Below are 19700 nucleotides of genomic sequence, written 5' to 3' on the forward strand. Positions count from 1 at the left end.
TACCTCCTATAATTCATCTGGCTGCATTTCAATTAATTCGTCGCCTTCTCTTTTGACTCGCTTATTGAGTTCCTCTATTGGAATGGCATCTACAGTTTGCATATCCTCATGCAAATCGAAAAGACTAATCGTATCTGATTCAACCATGTCAGGCTTGTCCTTACTATTTAAATTCATGAACATTTTCTTTTCATGTGGTATTTTTTCGATATCCATTCTGTCACACTCCTTTTCCTATAATGTGTGTAATGCTGAACAGATTATGTGTCTTTCTCAATCGCACTTTTATCAATTCGATGATACTCAGCTATTTGAATAACTCGTACATGTTTTGTGTGCAATTCATGGTATATCCCCCTACTATCCGTAAAGGAGATATATTGATCACGTTCATTTTTCACTAATTTTTCTGCCTCTTGTTGTGATTCAATAAAAATGAACCTTCGAACATAATGTACCTCATCAAAGAAATACGTAATTTTAAATTCCTTCATCTTTATGCCCCTTAATCCTGCAATGTCACCGCTTATTCTGTCCAGAAACTGAAAAACCTTGCATTCCTAAAATTACATAAAACATTCTGAAGCATATAGTAGAGCAATAAACCTTTGCAATGGAGGGACTAAAAATTGATTCATACAGTCAAAGCTGGTGAAACCCTTGTTCAAATTTCTCAAGATTACCGTATACCTTTGTCATCTATTCTCGCTGCTAATCTAGGAATTCAGCCTGACCATCTTTTCAATGGTCAACAAATTATCATCCCCGGCTTGCCCGACCCCGAAGCAATTCCTTACCATATCGAGATATCCACCAATAATCGCTGGCTCCGTTTATATAAAAACAATATCCTTCAAAAACAATACCCAATTGCAGTTGGACGCATGCTTCACGAAACACCAGTAGGTAGTTTTATTATCATCAATAAAGCGCCAAACCCTGGCGGTCCTTTTGGTACGATGTGGATGAGTCTTTCTAAAGAACACTACGGAATTCATGGCACAAATGATCCTAGCTCTATTGGGCATGCTGTTTCACATGGGTGTATCCGCATGCAAAATCGAGATGTTGAAGAGCTAGCCAGTATTGTGCCAATAGGTACAGAGGTAGTGATTCATCCCTAACCAAAAAGGCTATCTAGTCAGCTTAGATAGCCTTTTGTTTTAATGATCTTGTTCTCTAGCCTGTGCAAGCTTTGTTAAATAGTATTGCTCTTCACGCCACATATGATCCGCCATCGGAGCTGTAAATGTACCTAGCACCTCTGCACTTAGCTCCATTTCTTCTAATTCTCTTAAGAGTGTTTTAAATAATGTCATTTCAAGCTCAACATCTTTATTAAAGCGTTTTAAAGCAGGAAAGGAATCCATATTCGTACGTAAATAGCCTGTTAATTCTACGGCCTTTAAGTAAAATTGTTCAAAGTGTTGAGCAAACTCATGACTCTTTTGCTTCAAACGCTTCTCAACACCATCTAAATCATCATTAATAATGCCTGCGTGTCCAGAGGCATCTAAAAGTCAAACTAAATGATGATGAAGCTCATGAAAAATCGGTGGTGCTTCTCCTTTTTTCAAGTAATTCAGCACATTTTGGTATTCTTCTAATTCATTGACCATATGGTTGACAAACGTAGGCGTTAAATGAATCCCAATATCTCCCAATAGTTGATGTCTGAGTAGATGAAGCTTGAACTGCTTAAATTGCTCAACCTTGTCGTCCACGGACACTGAAAAAGATACAGCATTTGAATCATCGATCAAAGGTACATATGCAAGTAGCTCCGAGAATTGATAAATATACGTATAGGCTCTTTGAATATCATCCTTTTCTGAGGGATAGAGGGCGTCATGAATAAATTGAGCGTGATTTTGCATGATTTCTAGCCAAAATCTATGCTCAAAAATAGCATGTTGCACAAAACTAGACAAAGCTTTACCACCTTTTAATTTGATTTTAGAGAAATATTCTTGTTATTTCTCCATTCTATTCTTTACATTTTACAATTAGTCGTATAGCAAATTTCGTATAGGATGAAATGCTAAAAGCTATACTACTTATGGCAAAAGCATTTAGATGGCTTTATTTAAGACTATAGGAGGGAATACGTTGTCAACAAGTAAACAGCTATTATCCATATTCGCCCTAGGTGGGATAAATGAAATTGGTAAAAATATGTATGTAGTACAATATGCAGATGACATAATTATTATTGATTGCGGAGCAAAATTTCCTGATGAAACCCTGCTCGGAATTGATTTAATCATTCCAGATATTACGTATTTACTTGATAATAAGGAGAAAATTAAGGCATTAATTGTCACGCATGGACATGAAGATCATATTGGTGGTATTCCTTACTTACTAAAAAAATTAAATGTCCCTGTGTATGCTACCCGATTCACACTCGGACTTATTGAATTAAAGCTTAAGGAACATAAACTTTTACGAGGAACCGATTTAATTGAAATTCATGCAGACTCAGCTCTACATTTAGGACAATTCGATGTTAGTTTCTTTAGAACCAATCATAGTATACCCGATTGTTTAGGAATTGTTTTAGCCACTCCCGAAGGAAACGTTGTCCATACTGGAGACTTTAAATTTGACCTAACGCCTGTTAACAACCAATTTGCTGATATTCATAAAATGGCTGAAATCGGTTCAAATGGCGTGCTAGTTCTTATCTCGGAAAGTACAAATGCGGAAAGACCAGGTTTGACACCTTCAGAGCAACTTGTAGGGCATCATATTGAGGAAGCCTTTTTACATGCTGAACGAAAAGTAATTATCTCTACCTTTGCTTCAAATGTTAATCGTATTCAACAAATCGTACATTCAGCAATTGCCACCAATAGGAAGCTAGCTTTAGTAGGGCGTAGCATGGTCAATGTCGTTGATGTCGCAATTGAACGAGGTTATTTATTTGTACCAGAAGATCTGTTAATTGATGCACGAGAGGTCAAATACCTCCCTCCAGAAGAGGTGGTGGTCCTCTGCACAGGTAGCCAAGGCGAGCCTCTAGCTGCACTTGCAAGAATAGCAAATGGTAATCATCGTGAAATTAAAGTTTTACCAGACGATACAGTCATTCTTGCCGCTTCACCAATCCCCGGTAATGAAAAGGGTGTTTCTCGTATTGTGGACAATTTGTTTCAGCTTGGTGCTAAAGTTATTTATGGTTCTTCCAGTCATACAGGTATGCATGTATCAGGACATGGTCATCAAGAGGACTTGAAACTTATGCTGACGTTTATGAAGCCTAAATTTTTCATACCTATTCATGGTGAGTATCGTATGTTACATCAACATCGTTTATTAGCAGAATCTATTGGCGTTCAAAAGGGACATACATTTATTATGAAAAATGGGGATGTTGTTGATATTGAAAATTCAAAGGCAAGGCAAACACGGAAAATTCCTGCTGGGGATACCTATGTAGATGGGATTGGCATTGGGGAGGTCGAAGGAATTGTCCTGCGTGATCGCAAGCAACTTTCAGAAGATGGAATGCTTGTTATTGTATTGACACTCAATAAAGCTGATGGTGCTTTTATTTCGGAACCCGATACCATTTCACGTGGTTTTGTTTATGCTAAAGATTTCGAGGCACTGTTAACTAAAGTCAATGTGCTTACCAAAGAAATCGTCAATGAGCTTCAAGAAGAGAGCAGACAGCAAATACATGTTCTTCGCCGAGAAATTAAAAGAGCTGTTGGACAATATTTATTTACCCAAACAAAACGTAAGCCCATGATTTTACCAATTATTATTGAAATTTAACAAGTCGGTGCAAGGATTGCCCAATCCATTTGCACCGACTTATGTTAATTGCTCAATCTTTGAAAGGAATCATTTAGGAAATCTCCATTATAAACCTTATGTAACATATCAGCATATAGATATTGGAGCTGTTCAAAGCTATGATGTAAGTTTTTTGAATGCTGATTTACTTGTTTTGACACATTATCGAAATACTGTGGAAGTTTTTCTACCGCGGTGACTAAAGAATCTTTATTCATTAATAAATGCTGAATAGCGTTTAATAGTTGAGCTGCTCTATGCTGTATATCAAGAGGAGGTAATTCAATTATTAAACGAAGGATATGACGCCTCTCTTTATTTATTTGATACCATTTAAAAAAGTGAAATAAATAGTCACTAACAACAATGGATTCATTTGGAATAATAGCAATGATATCATGACCGATGCACACAGCTTTTTTACATTGATAAATAATGGTTTCCTTTAAATTTAATTTATTGAGAAGAATGCTTTTTGCAGGCACTAGTGACAAATTTAATGAATCAACCGTGTGATCAATCTTTGGCACTTGACTAGCATCATCATCTACCAATAATTTCAATAGTGTTGCTTTGGTGATAAAAGGAGTACCTTCCCTTTTAAACCATTGATCGTTCGCAATTAAATGACCAATTTGGACTTTTGCTATTTCTTCTAAAAAAAACTGCTTCACCATGTATGAACCCTCCAATCCTCTGTCCCAATTAATACCCTGAATACAATCTTCATTAACGCATACCTAGTTATTTATTTAGGTCATTTGTCTGGATAAAAGTATTACTCTAAAGATTGTACCATTTTAATGTAACTTTTTCTCTATTATACCACTATAATAGTATAGTCATTTTCATTGTTTTTCACTAGCTTTTAACATAGAGGTGAATCATATGTCAGATTTTTTAAAGCTAGTAGGTGAACAACTTCGGATTATTCGATTATCTAAAGGACTTAGCCAAGAAGAAGTGGCTGAAAGAACAGGGAAGTTAGGTTTCAGTAAAGGAAGAGTTTCCAATATTGAGCATGGACAATCTAATATTACCTTAAGTACTTTGGAAACAATCATGAAGGCATTAGACATTACCCCTGAGGAGCTATTTAATTTTCAAAAATTATCTGGCGTTACTGATATTGAGGAGAAAAACCTCATGCTAGACATTCATCGCTCATTATTAAGAGAACGAAATTTAGACGAGGTAAAATATGTAGTTCGTATAACGAAGGATTTTTTAGATACGATTGATTCTCAATCAAAGAAAAACAGCTCTAACGGTCAATGACCATTGGAGCTGCTTTTTTATTTCAAAGTAACTTTTAGTAGCTACATACCAAATTTTTGACGATAGCCGCATTTTCTACATAATTCTTCCACAGCTTCTCTTCTTGAGAAGCCTTCAACAATCTTGTTGGCACGCTCCCCTTCTACAATGTCGGAGAAGGATTTTTCATGTACATTTCCTAAATTAATGACACCTTCCCCATCCAAACAGCAAGGTACAACGGTACCATCCACCAATATAGCCGCTTGACTACGCAGTGCATGACAAAAACCCTTGCCTTCATCCTCTGGCTCTAGAAGACTTGGCCATCTAAACTCATGATCCTGATTTAAATACACATGAGGGGCAATTTTTACCCCTTTACCAGGTTCTACTTTTTCTTCTATACGATAATCAAGATGATACTCATTTTCTAATATTTCTAAAGTCTCGCGGTTGCGACGAGCTGCAACATCCGAAACATGATCCTGTTGTAGATTCCATAAACGATAGGAAATAATCGTATTGAATTCCCTAGAATCTCGCACAAAATCCAAAATATCCCCTAAATATTTTTCACGATTTTCGGAGCCTTCATGCCCATCAAAGCTATGCAACGAGAAATTAATTTGACGTAACGCTGGCTTTCCTAATATTTTCTCGCGATTTTTTTTGATTAGCGTACCATTCGTTGTAATATTGACTTTGAATCCTTTTGCATGGGCAGCATCTAATAGCTGATCAATTCTTGGATGTAGTAATGGCTCTCCTTTCACATGCAAATAAATATATTTTGTATGTGGACGAATTTCATCTAATATTTTATTAAATTGTTCGACTTTTATAAGCCCCTTTGCACGCGCTGTAGGTGGACAAAAACTGCATGCTAAATTACAAACACTCGTAATTTCTATATAAACCTTTTTAAATGTTCTCAATGTTGCTTCTCCGTTCCCATTCACTAAATAATCAAATCTCATTCATTTTAACAAATTTATTGGATAGATAGCAAAAATCGTTGAGCTTCCCTCTGGACTCTCCTACCTTTTCTCTAGGTAACATGGCTACACGTACAGGTGGGTTCAAGAAGCGCTAATATCTTAATAGTAATAGGAAAGGAAGGGAGGAGAAACGATGTCTGGTTTTAATTCTAAAAAATTTTATGGACCTGACGAACCTGAGCAGGAATCCTCTAACAAGCAAGGGAAAAATCATATAACAATAAATTTTACATTCAATATAGGAAATACTGATTTTCACTTTGAGCAACGTGCAGAAGGCGGAGGCCAAATCAATCATGATGTAGGCACAAATGCCAACCAAGGTGGACAAAATGCTAGTAACGGTAGTCATACACGCAACGTCAATTCGCAATTTGCTGACGGTAATGGAAGAAGTGGTATTGCTGGTAATGATAATGACGAGGCTGGTGGGCAACAAGGCATTAAAGTACGGGATAGTCTTGTCATTGAAAGTGATATTCATTCATCCTCTAACCATAGTGAAAGTAATGAAGAAACTGATGTATTAACTGAAGAAGTTGAGTAGATTGGTTTCAAAAAGATCATGTCAGTAGCAAAAAAGGCCATTTGACACGAAGAGGCTCTGTGCTCTGCCACTGGAAAGCAATTAGCCTGCAACCGATTGTTGAACTTTCACAAAAATACTATTGATGGTTTTGTTTTTCAACACGATGAAAAAACTTCTATCTGCTTGATGGTACCTTCAACAGATAGAAGTTTTTTTTATTATACATTGCGTTTATAGTTTTTTGTGCCGTCATATGAATAAAGCATCGGCTTTTTATCCACATAGGTTTCTAAATGAACAGGACGTCCCCACAGCTGGTAAATATAAGGCAATACATTTTCTAAATAGTGTGGATCTAACTCCATCCCTTCATAGCCATGAACTAAATATAGCTCGCCATTCCTCAAATAATCACCATTTTTTACTACAATGTATGGGAAGCCACCGTTTACACGCATGGATACAAGTTGATCGCGAACCATCTCGTGATCCTTATCCGTTATACGATATTCATTCCCTTTCTTTTGGAATAAGTACAAATCTTCACGCTTCGCTAAATTCTTTGTTAAATAGTTTCGAATAAAGGAAATATCTGATTCTACTTCTCTTACCTCAAAAATCTTTTCACGTCCCGTATTTGGCAAAACACCTAACCGTTTCATTTCCTCAGTAGGGTTATTATAGCGATTTTCAATATCCTCGAAAATTTTAATCCCAAGATAATATGGATTAATCGATGTTTTGGAGGGCTGCACAACCCCCGCATTTAATTTGGCATATTCGATAGTTTCAGCAGTAGTTAACTTTAGCTCCCGCATGATTCGTTGATGCCAGAAAGAGGCCCACCCCTCATTCATTATTTTAGTTTCTAATTGAGGCCAAAAATAAAGCATTTCCTCTCGCATCATTGTTAATATATCTCGTTGCCAGTCTTCCAATTCACGGCTATGCTCCTCTAAGAATAACAACAGGTCCTTTTCTGGCTGAGGAGGAAATTGCTTTAATCTGCGTCGGATGGGTTTATAAACTTTTTCTTTTTCTTCTATACTCCATAAATCATCATACGGTGATTTTGTTGGTGGTTTTTCCTCCTCAAGCTCATCCTCCTCACTCCAGGATAGCTTCGGTCTTAAAATGGATGGATCAATATGTTCTTGAATAGCTAAAACAGCATCTAAAAACTTCTCCACCTCATCTTTGCCATATTCTCTCTCATAGCCAGCTATTCGCTCAGCAGTTGCGGTCATACTTTCTACCATATCTCTTCTTGTATTAGAAAAACGTATATTATTTTTGAAGAAATCGCAGTGTGCTAGAACATGGGCAATAATCAATTTATTTTGGGTTAAAGTATTAGTATCGAGTAAAAATGCATAGCAAGGATTTGAATTAATGACAAGCTCATAAATCTGACTAAGTCCTAAATCATATTGAAGCTTCATTTTATGAAATTGTTTTCCAAAGCTCCAATGGGAAAAGCGCGTGGGCATACCGTAGGCGCCAAATGTATAAATAATATCCGCTGGACAAATTTCATAACGCATTGGATAAAAATCTAAGCCAAAGCTTGAGGCAATTTCGGTAATTTCATCTATTGCTCGATGAAGCTCTTTTGTGTTCATTTTACGCCCCCTCCTTTGAACGTGGTGCTGAGGATACTTCCATGTTACTCTTCACTTTTCTTGAAAAAGCTCTTTAAGGCGTCATACACATCGCCTTTTTTTCTCAAAATATGGTATCTGAATTTAGGATCATCAATTTTTTTATACGTATACATAAGCGTAGAGAATCGGTTATGCTGATTGACCTCACCATAGCCAAACATGCTGGATACGTCCATTAACTCCCCTACTAGCTTCAGGCACTTTTCATTGTCCATCGATATATTTTCACCGTCTGAAAAATGGACAGGATAAATATTGTAGCGAGACGGATGATATTTATCCTGAATTAATTCCAATGCCTTTTTATAAGCTGAAGAACAAATAGTGCCACCACTTTCGCCCTTTGTAAAAAACTCCTCTTCTGTGACAACCTTTGCCTCAGTATGATGGGCAATAAATTCAATTTCTACTGTTTCATATTTTGACCGTAAAAACTTCGTCATCCAAAAGAAGAAGCTTCTCGCACAATATTTTTCAAATGCTCCCATTGAGCCACTTGTATCCATCATGGCGAGCACTACTGCTTTGGATTCTGGTTTCTCCACTTCATCCCATGTTTTAAAACGTAAATCGTCATTGTGGATTGGCGTTATCTCTGCTTTCCCATGCATCGCATTGCGCTTTAATGCATTTAAAATGGTACGCTTTTTATCGACATTACCCATGAGACCTTTTTTTCGAATATCATTAAACTCTATTTTTTCTGTTTTAATATCTGCCTTTTCTTTCTGCTGTAAATTTGGTAATTCTAGTTCATGAAATAAAACATTTTGAATTTCCTCCATACTGACTTCTGCTTCATAATAATCTTGGCCAGGCTTGTCACCCGCTTCTTTTCCTTTACCGGGAGCCTGATTGGCCTTACTGCCATCGCGCGCCACTACATCTCCAACACTACTATCCCCTTGTCCCTGCCCTACATGCTTAGAGTTATCATAGTTATATCGTATTTTATATTCATCAAGTGACCGAATTGGTATCTTAATAACCTCGCGACCATTGGACATCACAATACTTTCTTCGCTAACTAAATCAGGTAAATTATTTTTAATCGCATCTTTCACTTTTTCCATATGGCGTTGTTGGTCCTGGTGCCCTTTACGATGGAGGGACCAATTTTCCTGAGAAATGACAAAGCGTTTATTTTCGTGTTCAGTCATTTTTATCCTCACCCATCTATCAAATTCGCTTTTTCTATACTATGCTTGTGAGCCAAATTTTTGAACTTTTTTCATAAAATCAATTGTATATCTATTAATCACACCTCAATGCGTCCAGCTTTTATTGTCCATGCTCGAAAGTTTCTCTTCAAAGTCTCGGACATCCTCTGGGGCTTTTTGTTTATTCCGTCAAATCATAAATCTCTCCTCCTGATAATAAAAGGAGTGCCCTAAAATTGGGACACTCCTATCTGACTTGGAACAATGAACATCAAGTTATCGTTATCGATTTAGCAAACTTCCTACATACTGTAGCAACTCATTTGCTGATGTTGTATTATAGCCATGTTCATCAACAAGCCTTGCCACAACCTCATTAATCTTCTTCAGTTGCGATTCATCTGGCATTTTAGAAGAAGTAGTAATTTTCACGATATCTTTCAAATCTGCAAATAATTTCTTCTGAATGGCTTCTCGCAATCTTTCATGAGAATTATAATCAAAACGTTTACCTTTTCGTGCATAGGCAGAAATTCGAATGAGAATTTCTTCACGGAATGCCTTTTTAGCATTTTCTGAAATGCCAATTTGCTCCTCAATCGAGCGCATTAATTTTTCATCTGGGTTCATTTCTTCCCCAGTAAGTGGATCATAAATTTTATTTTTATTACAAAATGCCTCTACATTATCGAGGTAGTTGTTCATTAATGTTTTTGCCGATTCCTCATAGGAATACACAAAAGCCTTTTGTACTTCGTTTTTAGCAATTTCATCATATTCTCTACGAGCAACCGCAATGTAATTCATGTATTTTTCACGATCCTCTTGAGAAATAGATGCATGCTGATCTAGCCCATCCTTCAATGCTCGTAAAACATCTAATGCATTTATCGATGGTATCTCTTTGCGGATAATAGCAGAAGAAATACGGTTAATAATATAGCGTGGATCAATACCGTTCATGCCTTCATTCGGGAACTCTTTCTTCAGCTCCTCTAAGTCAACGGAATTAAATCCCTCCACATTTTCTCCGTCGTACAAGCGCATTTTTTTAATTAGATCCACACCTTGTTTTTTCGGAACTTCCAAACGAGTGAGAACCGAAAAGATTGCTGCGGCCTTTAAAGCATGCGGTGCAATATGGACATGGGACATATCGCTCTCTTTTATCATCTTTTCATAAATATGCTCTTCCTGACTAACTTTGAGGTTGTAGGGAATTGGCATAACGATAATTCGAGAATGTAATGCCTCATTCTTTTTGTTGGAAATAAATGAACGATACTCTGTTTCATTTGTATGAGCAACGATTAACTCATCTGCACTAATTAAAGCAAATCTTCCTGCTTTGAAATTTCCTTCCTGTGTTAGCGATAATAAATTCCATAAGAATTTTTCATCTAATTTTAGCATCTCTTGGAATTCCATCATTCCTCTATTGGCCTTATTCAACTCCCCATCAAAGCGGTAAGCACGAGGATCCGACTCTGAACCAAATTCACCTATTGTAGAAAAATCAATACTTCCTGTTAAATCTGCAATATCCTGTGATTTAGGGTCTGATGGTGTAAATGTCCCAATGCCCACACGTTTATCTTCTGAAAAAGTAATACGTTCAATCATTACATTTTCAATGCGTCCATCGTATTCCTTTTCAAGACGCATTGTATTTAAAGGCGATAAACTTCCTTCAATTCTAATCCCATATTCCTCAAAGAACTCATTACGCAAATGATGTGGAATTAAATGGAGCGGATCTTCATGCATTGGACATCCCTTAATTGCGTAAACTGCACCTTCATCTGTTCGCGAATATTGCTCTAATCCGCGTTTTAGTAAAGTAACGATAGTTGATTTACCACCACTAACTGGTCCCATTAATAATAAAATACGTTTTCTAACATCTAACCTGCGTGCTGCTGGATGGAAATATTCCTCCACCAGTCTTTCAATTGCTGTTTCAAGCCCAAAAATTTCTTGTCCGAAAAATTTGTACATTTTTTGCCCATCGCGTTCCTCTACACCAGAACTTTTTATCATATTGTAGACGCGTGAATGGGCTGTTTGAGCAACTTCAGGTCTTTCCCTAATGATGTTTAAATAATCTGCAAATGTCCCTTCCCACTTCAGCCTGTTTTCTTCTTCGCGATAGTTTTTCACTTTATCTAAAATGTTAATAGCCTTCCCTCCATTCAGGGCTTGATTTATAACATAGTATGAAGTTAATGGCATGATGATACCATTACTTTTTCTTTGATGAAGTTTCTTCTTATTATTTCTATTTTTTGGGGCAAAAAAATTGCGGATATATCAACTGTTTTCATACATAGAACCTTACTGAATGAAGATAAAAATTTCGGTTATTCTAACGTTAGAAAGGAGGTCCATCATTGCATCGCCATTTTATATTTCTTTTCACATTTTTATTTTTAGGGATTATGCTGTACCCTTCTGCCTCTTTTGCAAAGGAGGATCTTACAGAAGAAGAAATTTTACAGCAGCGTATGTCCTATTATGTACAATTCGATGAATTACTCATTCCATGGCATTTTTTAGCTGCTATCGATCAGTATGAGAGAAACCTACAATCAGTTCGTAAAGACATCCCTAAACGAGAAGGCTATTTGGCTATCCAATTTTCTGATGAATACTGGTCAGGTGCATTAAATCCTGTAAAGGAAGACACTTCTCCTGAGACAATTAGCTATTTCGGAGGAATGGGCCTTGACGGTAATCATGATGGAATCGCTAGTCCAAAGGATGATGAGGATGTCATCTTTTCGATGGCTAGTTATTTAGGGAAATTTGGAACGACTGATGAGGATTTTAAATTAGCTTTATGGGAATATTACGGAAGCGAAGAAGCAGTCAATCAAATATTTACCATCTCCACATTGTACAGACATTTTAAAACCATTGAACTTGATGCACATACCTTCCCGCTAAATATCCGCTCTGATTACAGTTACCGGGGCACTTGGGGCGCCAATCGCGGTTGGGGTGGACGCCGTATTCATGAGGGAACTGATATTTTTGCCAGCTATGGAACACCTGTATTATCTACCTCTTTTGGAGTTGTTGAGGTAAAAGGATGGAATCAATTTGGTGGCTGGCGTATTGGTATTCGCGACAATCATAATTCCTACCACTATTATGCCCACCTCGGTAGCTATCATAAGGAAATTGAAGTAGGTACAATTGTAAAACCTGGTACTGTTCTTGGCTATGTTGGAAGCTCTGGCTATGGAAAAGAAGGTACATCTGGTAAATTCCCTCCACATCTTCATTATGGTATTTATAAATTTAATGGAAGAACCGAATGGGCTTTTGACCCTTATCCTTCCCTTCTACAGTGGGAGCGCACGGCGAAAAAACAAAAAGAATAGAGAATCCTTTACTTATGGCACTTGAAGCAATTTGCTTCAGGTGTATTTTCTTTCTACATAGGAAATTATACACAAATATATAAATTAGTTGTTAGACATCTATATATATTTAACCATCAATAAAAGGAAAATAATTATATCATTGTACTAAAAAACTATTTTTAAATATTTCTATCGAAAGGCTTATTAATACGCATAATTAGTTATAAAATAATACTTGTGTTGAAAAAATTTCTCAATGAGATAGTAAAGGGATGGGAAAATGAAAGGCATTATCAAGTTTAAAACACTTAAAACTCGAATTTTAAGTGCATTTATTCTTTTGTTAGTTTTAGTAGTTAGCTTTACAACCTACACTTACAATTCCAATACAAATATGGAAAAACAGGCAAAAGATTTAGTAAAAGAAGATTTAGTTGTTTTAAATGCAAGTAAAAATTTAGCACTCTCTATGAGTGTCCGCCTATCTGTAGCGTTAAATTATGTGTTGACAGGTGACGAAAAATACAAAGAATCATTTGATGAGTATCGCAAAAAGGCTGAGGAAAATAACGCTATTCTAGACAAATATGAAAAATCAGATGAACGCGATCAACTTGTAGCAATCGCCCGTGATTGGAGTACCCTTGTTAATACAGAGGTATTTGATATCTATCAAAAGGGCAATAAAGAATTAGCTTTAGAAAATTTAATGGATACACATGAACTCGTAACGAAAGTGCGATATGGTTACGAAAAACTGGCAGATGAACGTGCTAAAGCCATTACAGATGTTGGTAACGATGTTGTATCAACTAGCTCGGAGAATCGAACAATTGGTATCGCCTTTAGCTTGATTCTAACTATAGCTGGTATTCTAATTGCCATTATCACAGCCAATACCATTTCTAAACCTGTTACAGTCGTAGCCGACCGAATGAAAGAATTAGCAGATGGAAATTTGCAACTAGAGCCTCTACCTGTAAAAACACGAGATGAAATTGGAACGTTAATGGTAGCTGCCAATGACATGAACAAAAAATTAAAACAAACGATCCATTCTATCTACACGGTTTCTGAAACAGTAGCAGCTAGTAGTGAAGAACTTGCTCAATCATCGAATGAGGTACAAGCAGGTACTGAGCAAATTACTGTAACGATGCAAGAGCTTGCATCGGGTACAGAAACACAAGCATCTACCACAGGTGATTTGGCAGAAACAATGACAGCATTTAAGCGTAGCATTCATGAAACTACACAAGAGGGCATTGAATTAAGCAAACATTCTAGTCATGTTCAAACATTAACGGTTTCAGGGAAAAGTTTAATGGTTCAATCTACCAAACAAATGGCTACAATAAATGAAATTGTATTAGACTCTGTGAAAAAGGTGGAAAATTTAAATGAACAGTCTGCTGAAATATCCAAACTTGTGTCAGTTATCGATGATATTTCAAACCAAACAAATTTACTTGCATTAAATGCAGCAATCGAAGCAGCTCGAGCTGGTGAGCATGGCAAGGGCTTTGCTGTTGTGGCAGATGAAGTCCGAAAGCTTGCTGAGCAAGTACAGTTCTCTGTCACGGATATTGCAACAATTGTCCATCGTATTCAAGGTGAGACTGGCAATGTAACATCTGCCCTTCAGACTGGCTATGAGGAAGTAAAAAGAGGAACAACACAGCTCGATGAAACAAATGAAACATTTGAAAAAATTTCTGATGCTGTTGGAGATATGATTGATAATATTTCAACCATTTCAACGAATTTAAATCAGCTTGCTCAAAATTCGGAAACCATTCATGCTTCTATTGATGATATGGCCTCCATTTCACAGGAATCCGCTGCTGGCGTTGAGCAAACAACAGCAACTGTTGAGGAAACCGCCGCTACAATGGATGAAATCGCTAGAAGTGCAAATCAGCTTGCTGGAATGGCCGAGGAGTTAAATACGCAGCTACAGCAATTTAAAATTTAATCATCTAAACAACAAAGGCTATCTCAAATTTTTCTATTTTGAGATAGCCTTCTCTCTTATTGCCAATGACTTATGGGCACGCGTTCCAATTCATGACGTTTAATAATAACACTTATCTTTTGAAACCATTTCTCACAAAGCTCCATGGCTTCTTTATAGTCATCTTCCTCTTTTGATATTGGATCTTCACTATTATCCATGAACATATATTCTTGAATAGGTTCTGATAAATGATCTACTACTAGCTTTAACGATAGCTGTGAGATTGTATCTTCTTCTACCTCCTCTTCTTCTACTTCCTCTGCTTCAGCAAGTAAGGAACCACTCATTAGATGATTCTTTGTTCTAACCGTAAATACTTCATCTTCCATGATGGCAACCTCATATATTCTGTTAAATGGAACCTCTATTATTTTTAGTTCTTCGTCTAAAGCTTCTCTTCGTGCGAAAATAAGCGTGTTTGTCTGTTCATTTAACAATAAAGCATTTAAAGCATCATTGGAAACTGTACAATGTGTATGAGGAATAGCCATTATCTCCTCCTCACTAGCTTCCGTCATGGCTGTCAAAGTTTGTATGGCAATATAACGCTCTTTTAAATAACGGATACACCCTAGACCGACTAAAGCCAGCCCAATTAAAAAAAATAGTTGCTTAATAATGACTAATTCAATGGCATTTGCTAGATAATGATAGACAATCCCTAATAAAATGAAGAAAATATTTTTCATTCAATTCCCGCCTTTATCAAGATAATCACTAGAAAAATTCAGATGATGTACTAGCAATAGTATTCTTGATTCTATCTTTTCATTCTAATAAAAAACACGAATTCATTGAACTTTACAATGAATCCGTGCTTTTGCTTTTAACGACCAATTAGCTCTTCTTTACTACTTACGTCGTCTAATGTTTTATCTTTTTCTATTTTGTGCATCTCAAGAACATGCTCAGATGGCGGAACGAGTAAACTCACCACGACAATTGTGATACCAGTTATAACAACACCCGAAAATACAGGAGCCTGCCATAATTCATTTAATAGACCTATGAAGCCTTCTGATTGGATTGTCAGACTAGGTACGAATGTTAGTGATGTCACAATGTAATAAACTAAGCCAACGGAAATACTTGCCCAAACTGCTGGTGTACTGACACGTTTCCAAAATGGTCCTAAAACGATTGGCCAGAATATTGTTACGAATATAATATCCCAAGCTAAATAAGCTAAATCAATTACTTTTTGGAAGCTTACAGCTAGCACTAAACCTAATAAAGCACTGGCTAGAATAATAGATCGTGAAAATCTTAATAGCTTCTTAGGATCAGGATTACGATTAATAAAATCTAAATAAATATTCTTTGTCACAATTCCTGAAGTCGCTACATAACATGCAGCTACTGTAGACATCCCCATGGCTGCCATGGCTGTTAAGAAAATAGCTGCTAATAAAGGCGGAAAATAACCTTGTGCAAAGGTAAGCATCAATGTTTCCGGGTTTGTGCTCTCAGGATAAATAGACTTAAAGGCTTCCCCTAGCATCCCTGGAATCCAGCTAATTGCAATGACAATAATACCAGCAATAATCATACTTCGTTGTGCCACTCGCGGACTTTTCGCAGCAGCTACCCGCTGCCCAAGGTCAACTGCAGGGATATCTCCAAGTGCTAGTACAAGATACAAAGTCCAGAATTCTGCTCCTGCCTTCTCAAATAATGTACTGATATTCCACCACTCAGGATTAAATGTAACGTCTGGATAGTAAAACAAAATAAAAATGGTAATACCCAAAATACCTGCCACTGCAAGCGCACCTTGTACGATTTCAGTATAGGCAACTGCCCATAAACCACCAATAACTGAATAAATAGCCGTTAGTGATACAAATAGAAGCGCCGCAGGTATAAAATCAATTTGCAACAATTGCTGAATAATATAAGTTCCACCAACTGTTAACGCCGCTGCATTAAAAACACCAAAAGCAATTGCCATAACAACCCCTGTATAGGCTCCTAGCTTTTTACTGCCATAGCGTAAACCGTAGTAATCTGCTAATGTCCAGCCCTTTAGACGTCGTAATGGCTTTGTCCAAATGAGTGCTCCAAGAATCATACAAGTCCCTAGACCACCCATTGTTGCCGAACCTTCAAAGCCACCACTTGTATAGCCAGAGCCTACCGCTGCAAAAAAGAAGGGAGCTGCTAATAATGCAGCGACTAAACTACCCGTTACAACGGATAAAGGCATGCTCCAGCCAGCAACAATTAAATCCTCGGCTGTGTTGACACGCTTATAGCCTTTATAGCCAATATAATAGATAAATAATAAGTATAAGCAAAAGATAAAAATATTTAACATTATTTACTCCTCGTTTTCCATTATCCGTTCATTACGACCCCACCATTTGGCGTTAATATTTGACCTGTATAGAAGTCAGCATGATTAGAGGCTAAAAATAATACACTTTTCGCAATCTCTTCTGGTTGAGCTAAACGTTTTAATGGATATTTTGCGGATTCTTCCTCCACATAGTTATCGCCAAACTCTTGTAGAATGTCCGTAAATGTTCCACTAGGAGCAACTGCATTGACAAGTATAGAAGGTGCTAATTCTCTTGCTAAAGCCTTTGTAAAAGCATTGATAGCACCCTTCGCAGCTGAATAATGCGTGAATTCTTCACAACCCAAGCTACCAATATCAGATGAAATATTGATGATTTTTCCTGTATTACGTTCCTTCATTCTTTTAGCTGCTTCACGGCAATTATAGAAACAGCCATATAAATGAACTTTAATCATACGATCCCACTGCTCATCCGTTAATTCTGTAATGCTGGAACCCTGTGCAAATCCAGCGTTATTTACAAGAATATCAAGTTCCCCGAGATGCTCGTCCATAAATTGATGCATCGCCTGTACTTCTTGTGAATTAGAAACATCAGCATGGAATATTAAAGCTTTCCCACCAAACTTTTCTGCTTCTGCACGTACAGCTTCTGCCTCTTGCTCATCCCCAATATAATTAATTAAAATATTGGCTCCATGTTGTGCAAAGCCTAATGCAATGGCTTTACCGATTCCTTTACTAGAGCCTGTAATTAAAACATTTTTCCCTGTAAAATTAATGTCCATTATGATCATTCTCCAATTTGAATTTTGCCACAAGACCTTGCAACTCTTCTGCTGTTTTGCCCAGTGATGAAGAGGCATCCTTTACTTCCTGCATGGTAGATAATTGCTCTTGTGTAGATTTCGAGACATTTGAAGAGAACTCTGCTGACTGCTCTGCAGATTGTTTAATATTATTTACAGATGCCGCCACTTCTTCTGAGGATGCAGAAATTTGTTGTGAAGCAGCGGAAATTTCACGTATTTGGCTAGCGACTTCTTCTGATGAAGTAAGAATTTCTTTAAAGATTTCGCCTACTTCATTAGTAAATGCCATCCCTACCTTAACATCCTCTTTGCCTTTTTCCATAACCGTGATAGAAGCGTTTGAATCAGATTGAATAGAACTAATTAAATTGTAAATTTCTGTTGCTGATTGAGAGGATTGTTCAGCTAAGCGTCTCACCTCATCCGCAACAACGGCAAAGCCTTTACCATGTTCGCCTGCTCGTGCCGCTTCGATGGCAGCATTTAATGCTAATAGATTTGTTTGATCGGCAATAGCAGTAATTAAGCTAACAATTTCACTTATTTTTTTCGTATTAACATGTAGTCCATTAATGGTTGTCCCTATTTGTTCAACAGAATCATTAATTAACTCCATTTGAGCAATAACTTGTTGGACAACTTCATTGCCTCGTTCAGAAGCCTGTGATGCTGAAATAGAGGATTCCGCAGCTACATTTGCAGAATCAGCAATTTGCTGAATACCTGTTGCAGTTTCTTCCATAGCAGCGGCTGTTTCCTCTGTCATGGTCATCGAGGCCTCAGCATTTTGAGTAATTTGATTCATGTCTAGTGCAATATTTGTTGAGCTGTTATAAGTTTCACCAGCATGCACCGTTAATTGATTGGCTGCTGAAGAAACGTGATTGGATGTATTGCGTATGTTTAAAATAATATGTTGCAAATTAGCCACCATTGTACGAATGGATTCAGATAATTTACCAATTTCATCCTTCGATGTCTCTAAATCAACATCTATTAATTCACCATTTGCCACTTGATTGGCAACGTTCACTACTTTTTTCAGTGGCTTTAATAGTCGATCTATAATTATGTAAACTAAAACTAATAAAATTAAAATGCCGATAATGGCAATGACAATTTGCTTAATCACACTTGTTTTAATAATCGTATTGATATAATCAGCAGAGTAATCAATCCCTAATAGGGCAATCAGTTGGCCATTATCATCTTTAATAGGACTAAAAACCGTTCTCCAAGAACCAAAAGGATCCTCGAAAATAGCAGTTACCTCTGTACTATTATTTTCAATAGCTAATTTTGCTGTTTCTACATGTTCATCCGCTAAATCAGTAAAAATTTCACCGGCTTCATATACTTCATTTAGATTAGAGGTATAGCCAATTGGATTGACGCCACCCTCATCCTTGACATCCCAAATATAACTCCAGCTCATAATACCTTGCTGGTCCTGAATCATATCAAGTTGCTTTTGGATCTTTGTAAACTTTGCGTTTGTTTCCCCTTTTTCGGACAGCAAATCTTTTACTTCATCACTGTCTAAGTTCATAGCTGTTAATAAACCAACACTTTTTAATTCTTGCTCCAAATCTACATTCATCCGATTATTCAATTCACTAATACTTTGCGTCGTAATAATGGCGATAAGCAGTAATACAACGATAGAGACTGTTAGTAAAAGCTTATTTTTTAATGATGTGTTTTTTAACAACGTCATTTCCCCTTTTCCTCCTTTGAACTTTACTTGCAAAAAAATGCCTATTTCAAAAGAAATAGGCATAAAAGA

General features: G+C 36.9%; 17 protein-coding genes and 1 pseudogene. 6 read left to right on the forward strand and 12 right to left on the reverse strand.

Features of this window, described 5'->3' with window-relative positions:
- Positions 1–6 precede the first annotated feature (6 nt).
- Both PSR12_RS20190 and PSR12_RS20195 read right to left on the reverse strand, forming a co-directional pair.
- The gene (locus PSR12_RS20190) at positions 7–216 is read right to left on the reverse strand and encodes a hypothetical protein (RefSeq protein ID WP_004225632.1); all 210 of its coding nucleotides are present in this window, start codon (positions 214–216) and stop codon (positions 7–9) included.
- Between the two features lie 44 nt (positions 217–260).
- On the reverse strand, positions 261–494 hold the full coding sequence (locus tag PSR12_RS20195; protein ID WP_221682808.1) for a hypothetical protein: 234 nt from the start codon (positions 492–494) through the stop codon (positions 261–263).
- Positions 495–629: 135 nt separating this feature from the next.
- Here PSR12_RS20195 and PSR12_RS20200 point away from each other — a divergent pair, with 135 nt between their 5' ends.
- Positions 630–1124 (forward strand): L,D-transpeptidase family protein, encoded by a 495-nt coding sequence (locus PSR12_RS20200; RefSeq protein ID WP_274770277.1) that lies wholly within the window; start codon positions 630–632, stop codon positions 1122–1124.
- Positions 1125–1163: 39 nt separating this feature from the next.
- Here the strand turns inward: PSR12_RS20200 and PSR12_RS20205 are convergent.
- A pseudogene (locus PSR12_RS20205) lies at positions 1164–1931 on the reverse strand (DUF2935 domain-containing protein).
- A gap of 178 nt (positions 1932–2109) precedes the next feature.
- On the opposite strand from PSR12_RS20205, the gene PSR12_RS20210 reads away from it, so the two are divergent.
- Positions 2110–3783 carry a ribonuclease J gene (locus PSR12_RS20210; RefSeq protein ID WP_274770278.1) on the forward strand — a complete coding sequence of 558 codons (1674 nt, stop codon included), beginning with the start codon at positions 2110–2112 and terminating at the stop codon, positions 3781–3783.
- 44 nt (positions 3784–3827) lie between these two features.
- Here the strand turns inward: PSR12_RS20210 and PSR12_RS20215 are convergent, their stop codons facing one another.
- Positions 3828–4481 (reverse strand): restriction endonuclease subunit S domain-containing protein, encoded by a 654-nt coding sequence (locus PSR12_RS20215; RefSeq protein WP_274770279.1) that lies wholly within the window; start codon positions 4479–4481, stop codon positions 3828–3830.
- Between the two features lie 211 nt (positions 4482–4692).
- Between PSR12_RS20215 and PSR12_RS20220 the strand changes: the two genes are divergently transcribed.
- A complete protein-coding gene (locus PSR12_RS20220; protein ID WP_004225641.1) occupies positions 4693–5082 on the forward strand; it encodes a helix-turn-helix domain-containing protein in 390 nt (129 codons plus the stop codon).
- 41 nt (positions 5083–5123) lie between these two features.
- Here PSR12_RS20220 and PSR12_RS20225 read toward each other — a convergent pair whose 3' ends face one another.
- Positions 5124–5999, reverse strand: a complete 876-nt coding sequence (locus PSR12_RS20225; protein ID WP_221682804.1) for a radical SAM/SPASM domain-containing protein — start codon at positions 5997–5999, stop codon at positions 5124–5126.
- A 196-nt stretch (positions 6000–6195) separates the two neighbouring features.
- Between PSR12_RS20225 and PSR12_RS20230 the strand changes: the two genes are divergently transcribed.
- Positions 6196–6609 carry a hypothetical protein gene (locus PSR12_RS20230; RefSeq protein WP_221682803.1) on the forward strand — a complete coding sequence of 138 codons (414 nt, stop codon included), beginning with the start codon at positions 6196–6198 and terminating at the stop codon, positions 6607–6609.
- Between the two features lie 200 nt (positions 6610–6809).
- Here the strand turns inward: PSR12_RS20230 and PSR12_RS20235 are convergent, their stop codons facing one another.
- The 3 genes from PSR12_RS20235 to PSR12_RS20245 all read right to left on the reverse strand — a co-directional run bounded on the left by PSR12_RS20235 (position 6810) and on the right by PSR12_RS20245 (position 11593).
- Complete coding sequence (locus PSR12_RS20235; RefSeq protein ID WP_221682802.1) at positions 6810–8213, reverse strand: SpoVR family protein; 1404 nt, start codon at positions 8211–8213, stop codon at positions 6810–6812.
- A gap of 44 nt (positions 8214–8257) precedes the next feature.
- On the reverse strand, positions 8258–9415 hold the full coding sequence (gene yhbH, locus PSR12_RS20240) for a sporulation protein YhbH (RefSeq protein ID WP_221682801.1): 1158 nt from the start codon (positions 9413–9415) through the stop codon (positions 8258–8260).
- Between the two features lie 282 nt (positions 9416–9697).
- Positions 9698–11593 (reverse strand): PrkA family serine protein kinase, encoded by a 1896-nt coding sequence (locus PSR12_RS20245; RefSeq protein ID WP_039884612.1) that lies wholly within the window; start codon positions 11591–11593, stop codon positions 9698–9700.
- 212 nt (positions 11594–11805) lie between these two features.
- Between PSR12_RS20245 and PSR12_RS20250 the strand changes: the two genes are divergently transcribed.
- Together PSR12_RS20250 and PSR12_RS20255 are read left to right on the forward strand one after the other, a co-directional pair.
- Positions 11806–12801, forward strand: coding sequence for a M23 family metallopeptidase (locus PSR12_RS20250; RefSeq protein ID WP_221682800.1), 996 nt, complete (start codon positions 11806–11808; stop codon positions 12799–12801).
- A gap of 262 nt (positions 12802–13063) precedes the next feature.
- Positions 13064–14758 carry a methyl-accepting chemotaxis protein gene (locus tag PSR12_RS20255; RefSeq protein ID WP_274770283.1) on the forward strand — a complete coding sequence of 565 codons (1695 nt, stop codon included), beginning with the start codon at positions 13064–13066 and terminating at the stop codon, positions 14756–14758.
- 56 nt (positions 14759–14814) lie between these two features.
- Here PSR12_RS20255 and PSR12_RS20260 read toward each other — a convergent pair whose 3' ends face one another.
- From PSR12_RS20260 to PSR12_RS20275, 4 genes are all read right to left on the reverse strand, one after another.
- Positions 14815–15489, reverse strand: a complete 675-nt coding sequence (locus PSR12_RS20260) for a hypothetical protein (RefSeq protein WP_274770284.1) — start codon at positions 15487–15489, stop codon at positions 14815–14817.
- A 137-nt stretch (positions 15490–15626) separates the two neighbouring features.
- Positions 15627–17117 (reverse strand): sodium:solute symporter family protein, encoded by a 1491-nt coding sequence (locus tag PSR12_RS20265; RefSeq protein WP_221682797.1) that lies wholly within the window; start codon positions 17115–17117, stop codon positions 15627–15629.
- A gap of 20 nt (positions 17118–17137) precedes the next feature.
- A complete protein-coding gene (locus PSR12_RS20270) occupies positions 17138–17890 on the reverse strand; it encodes an SDR family NAD(P)-dependent oxidoreductase (protein ID WP_257520618.1) in 753 nt (250 codons plus the stop codon).
- The gene (locus PSR12_RS20275) at positions 17880–19631 is read right to left on the reverse strand and encodes a methyl-accepting chemotaxis protein (RefSeq protein ID WP_221682795.1); all 1752 of its coding nucleotides are present in this window, start codon (positions 19629–19631) and stop codon (positions 17880–17882) included. The genes PSR12_RS20270 and PSR12_RS20275 overlap by 11 nt, the downstream gene beginning before the upstream one ends.
- Positions 19632–19700: the final 69 nt, after the last annotated feature.

The organism is Lysinibacillus sp. G01H, assembly GCF_028872195.1.
Lineage (GTDB): Bacteria > Bacillota > Bacilli > Bacillales_A > Planococcaceae > Lysinibacillus > Lysinibacillus capsici.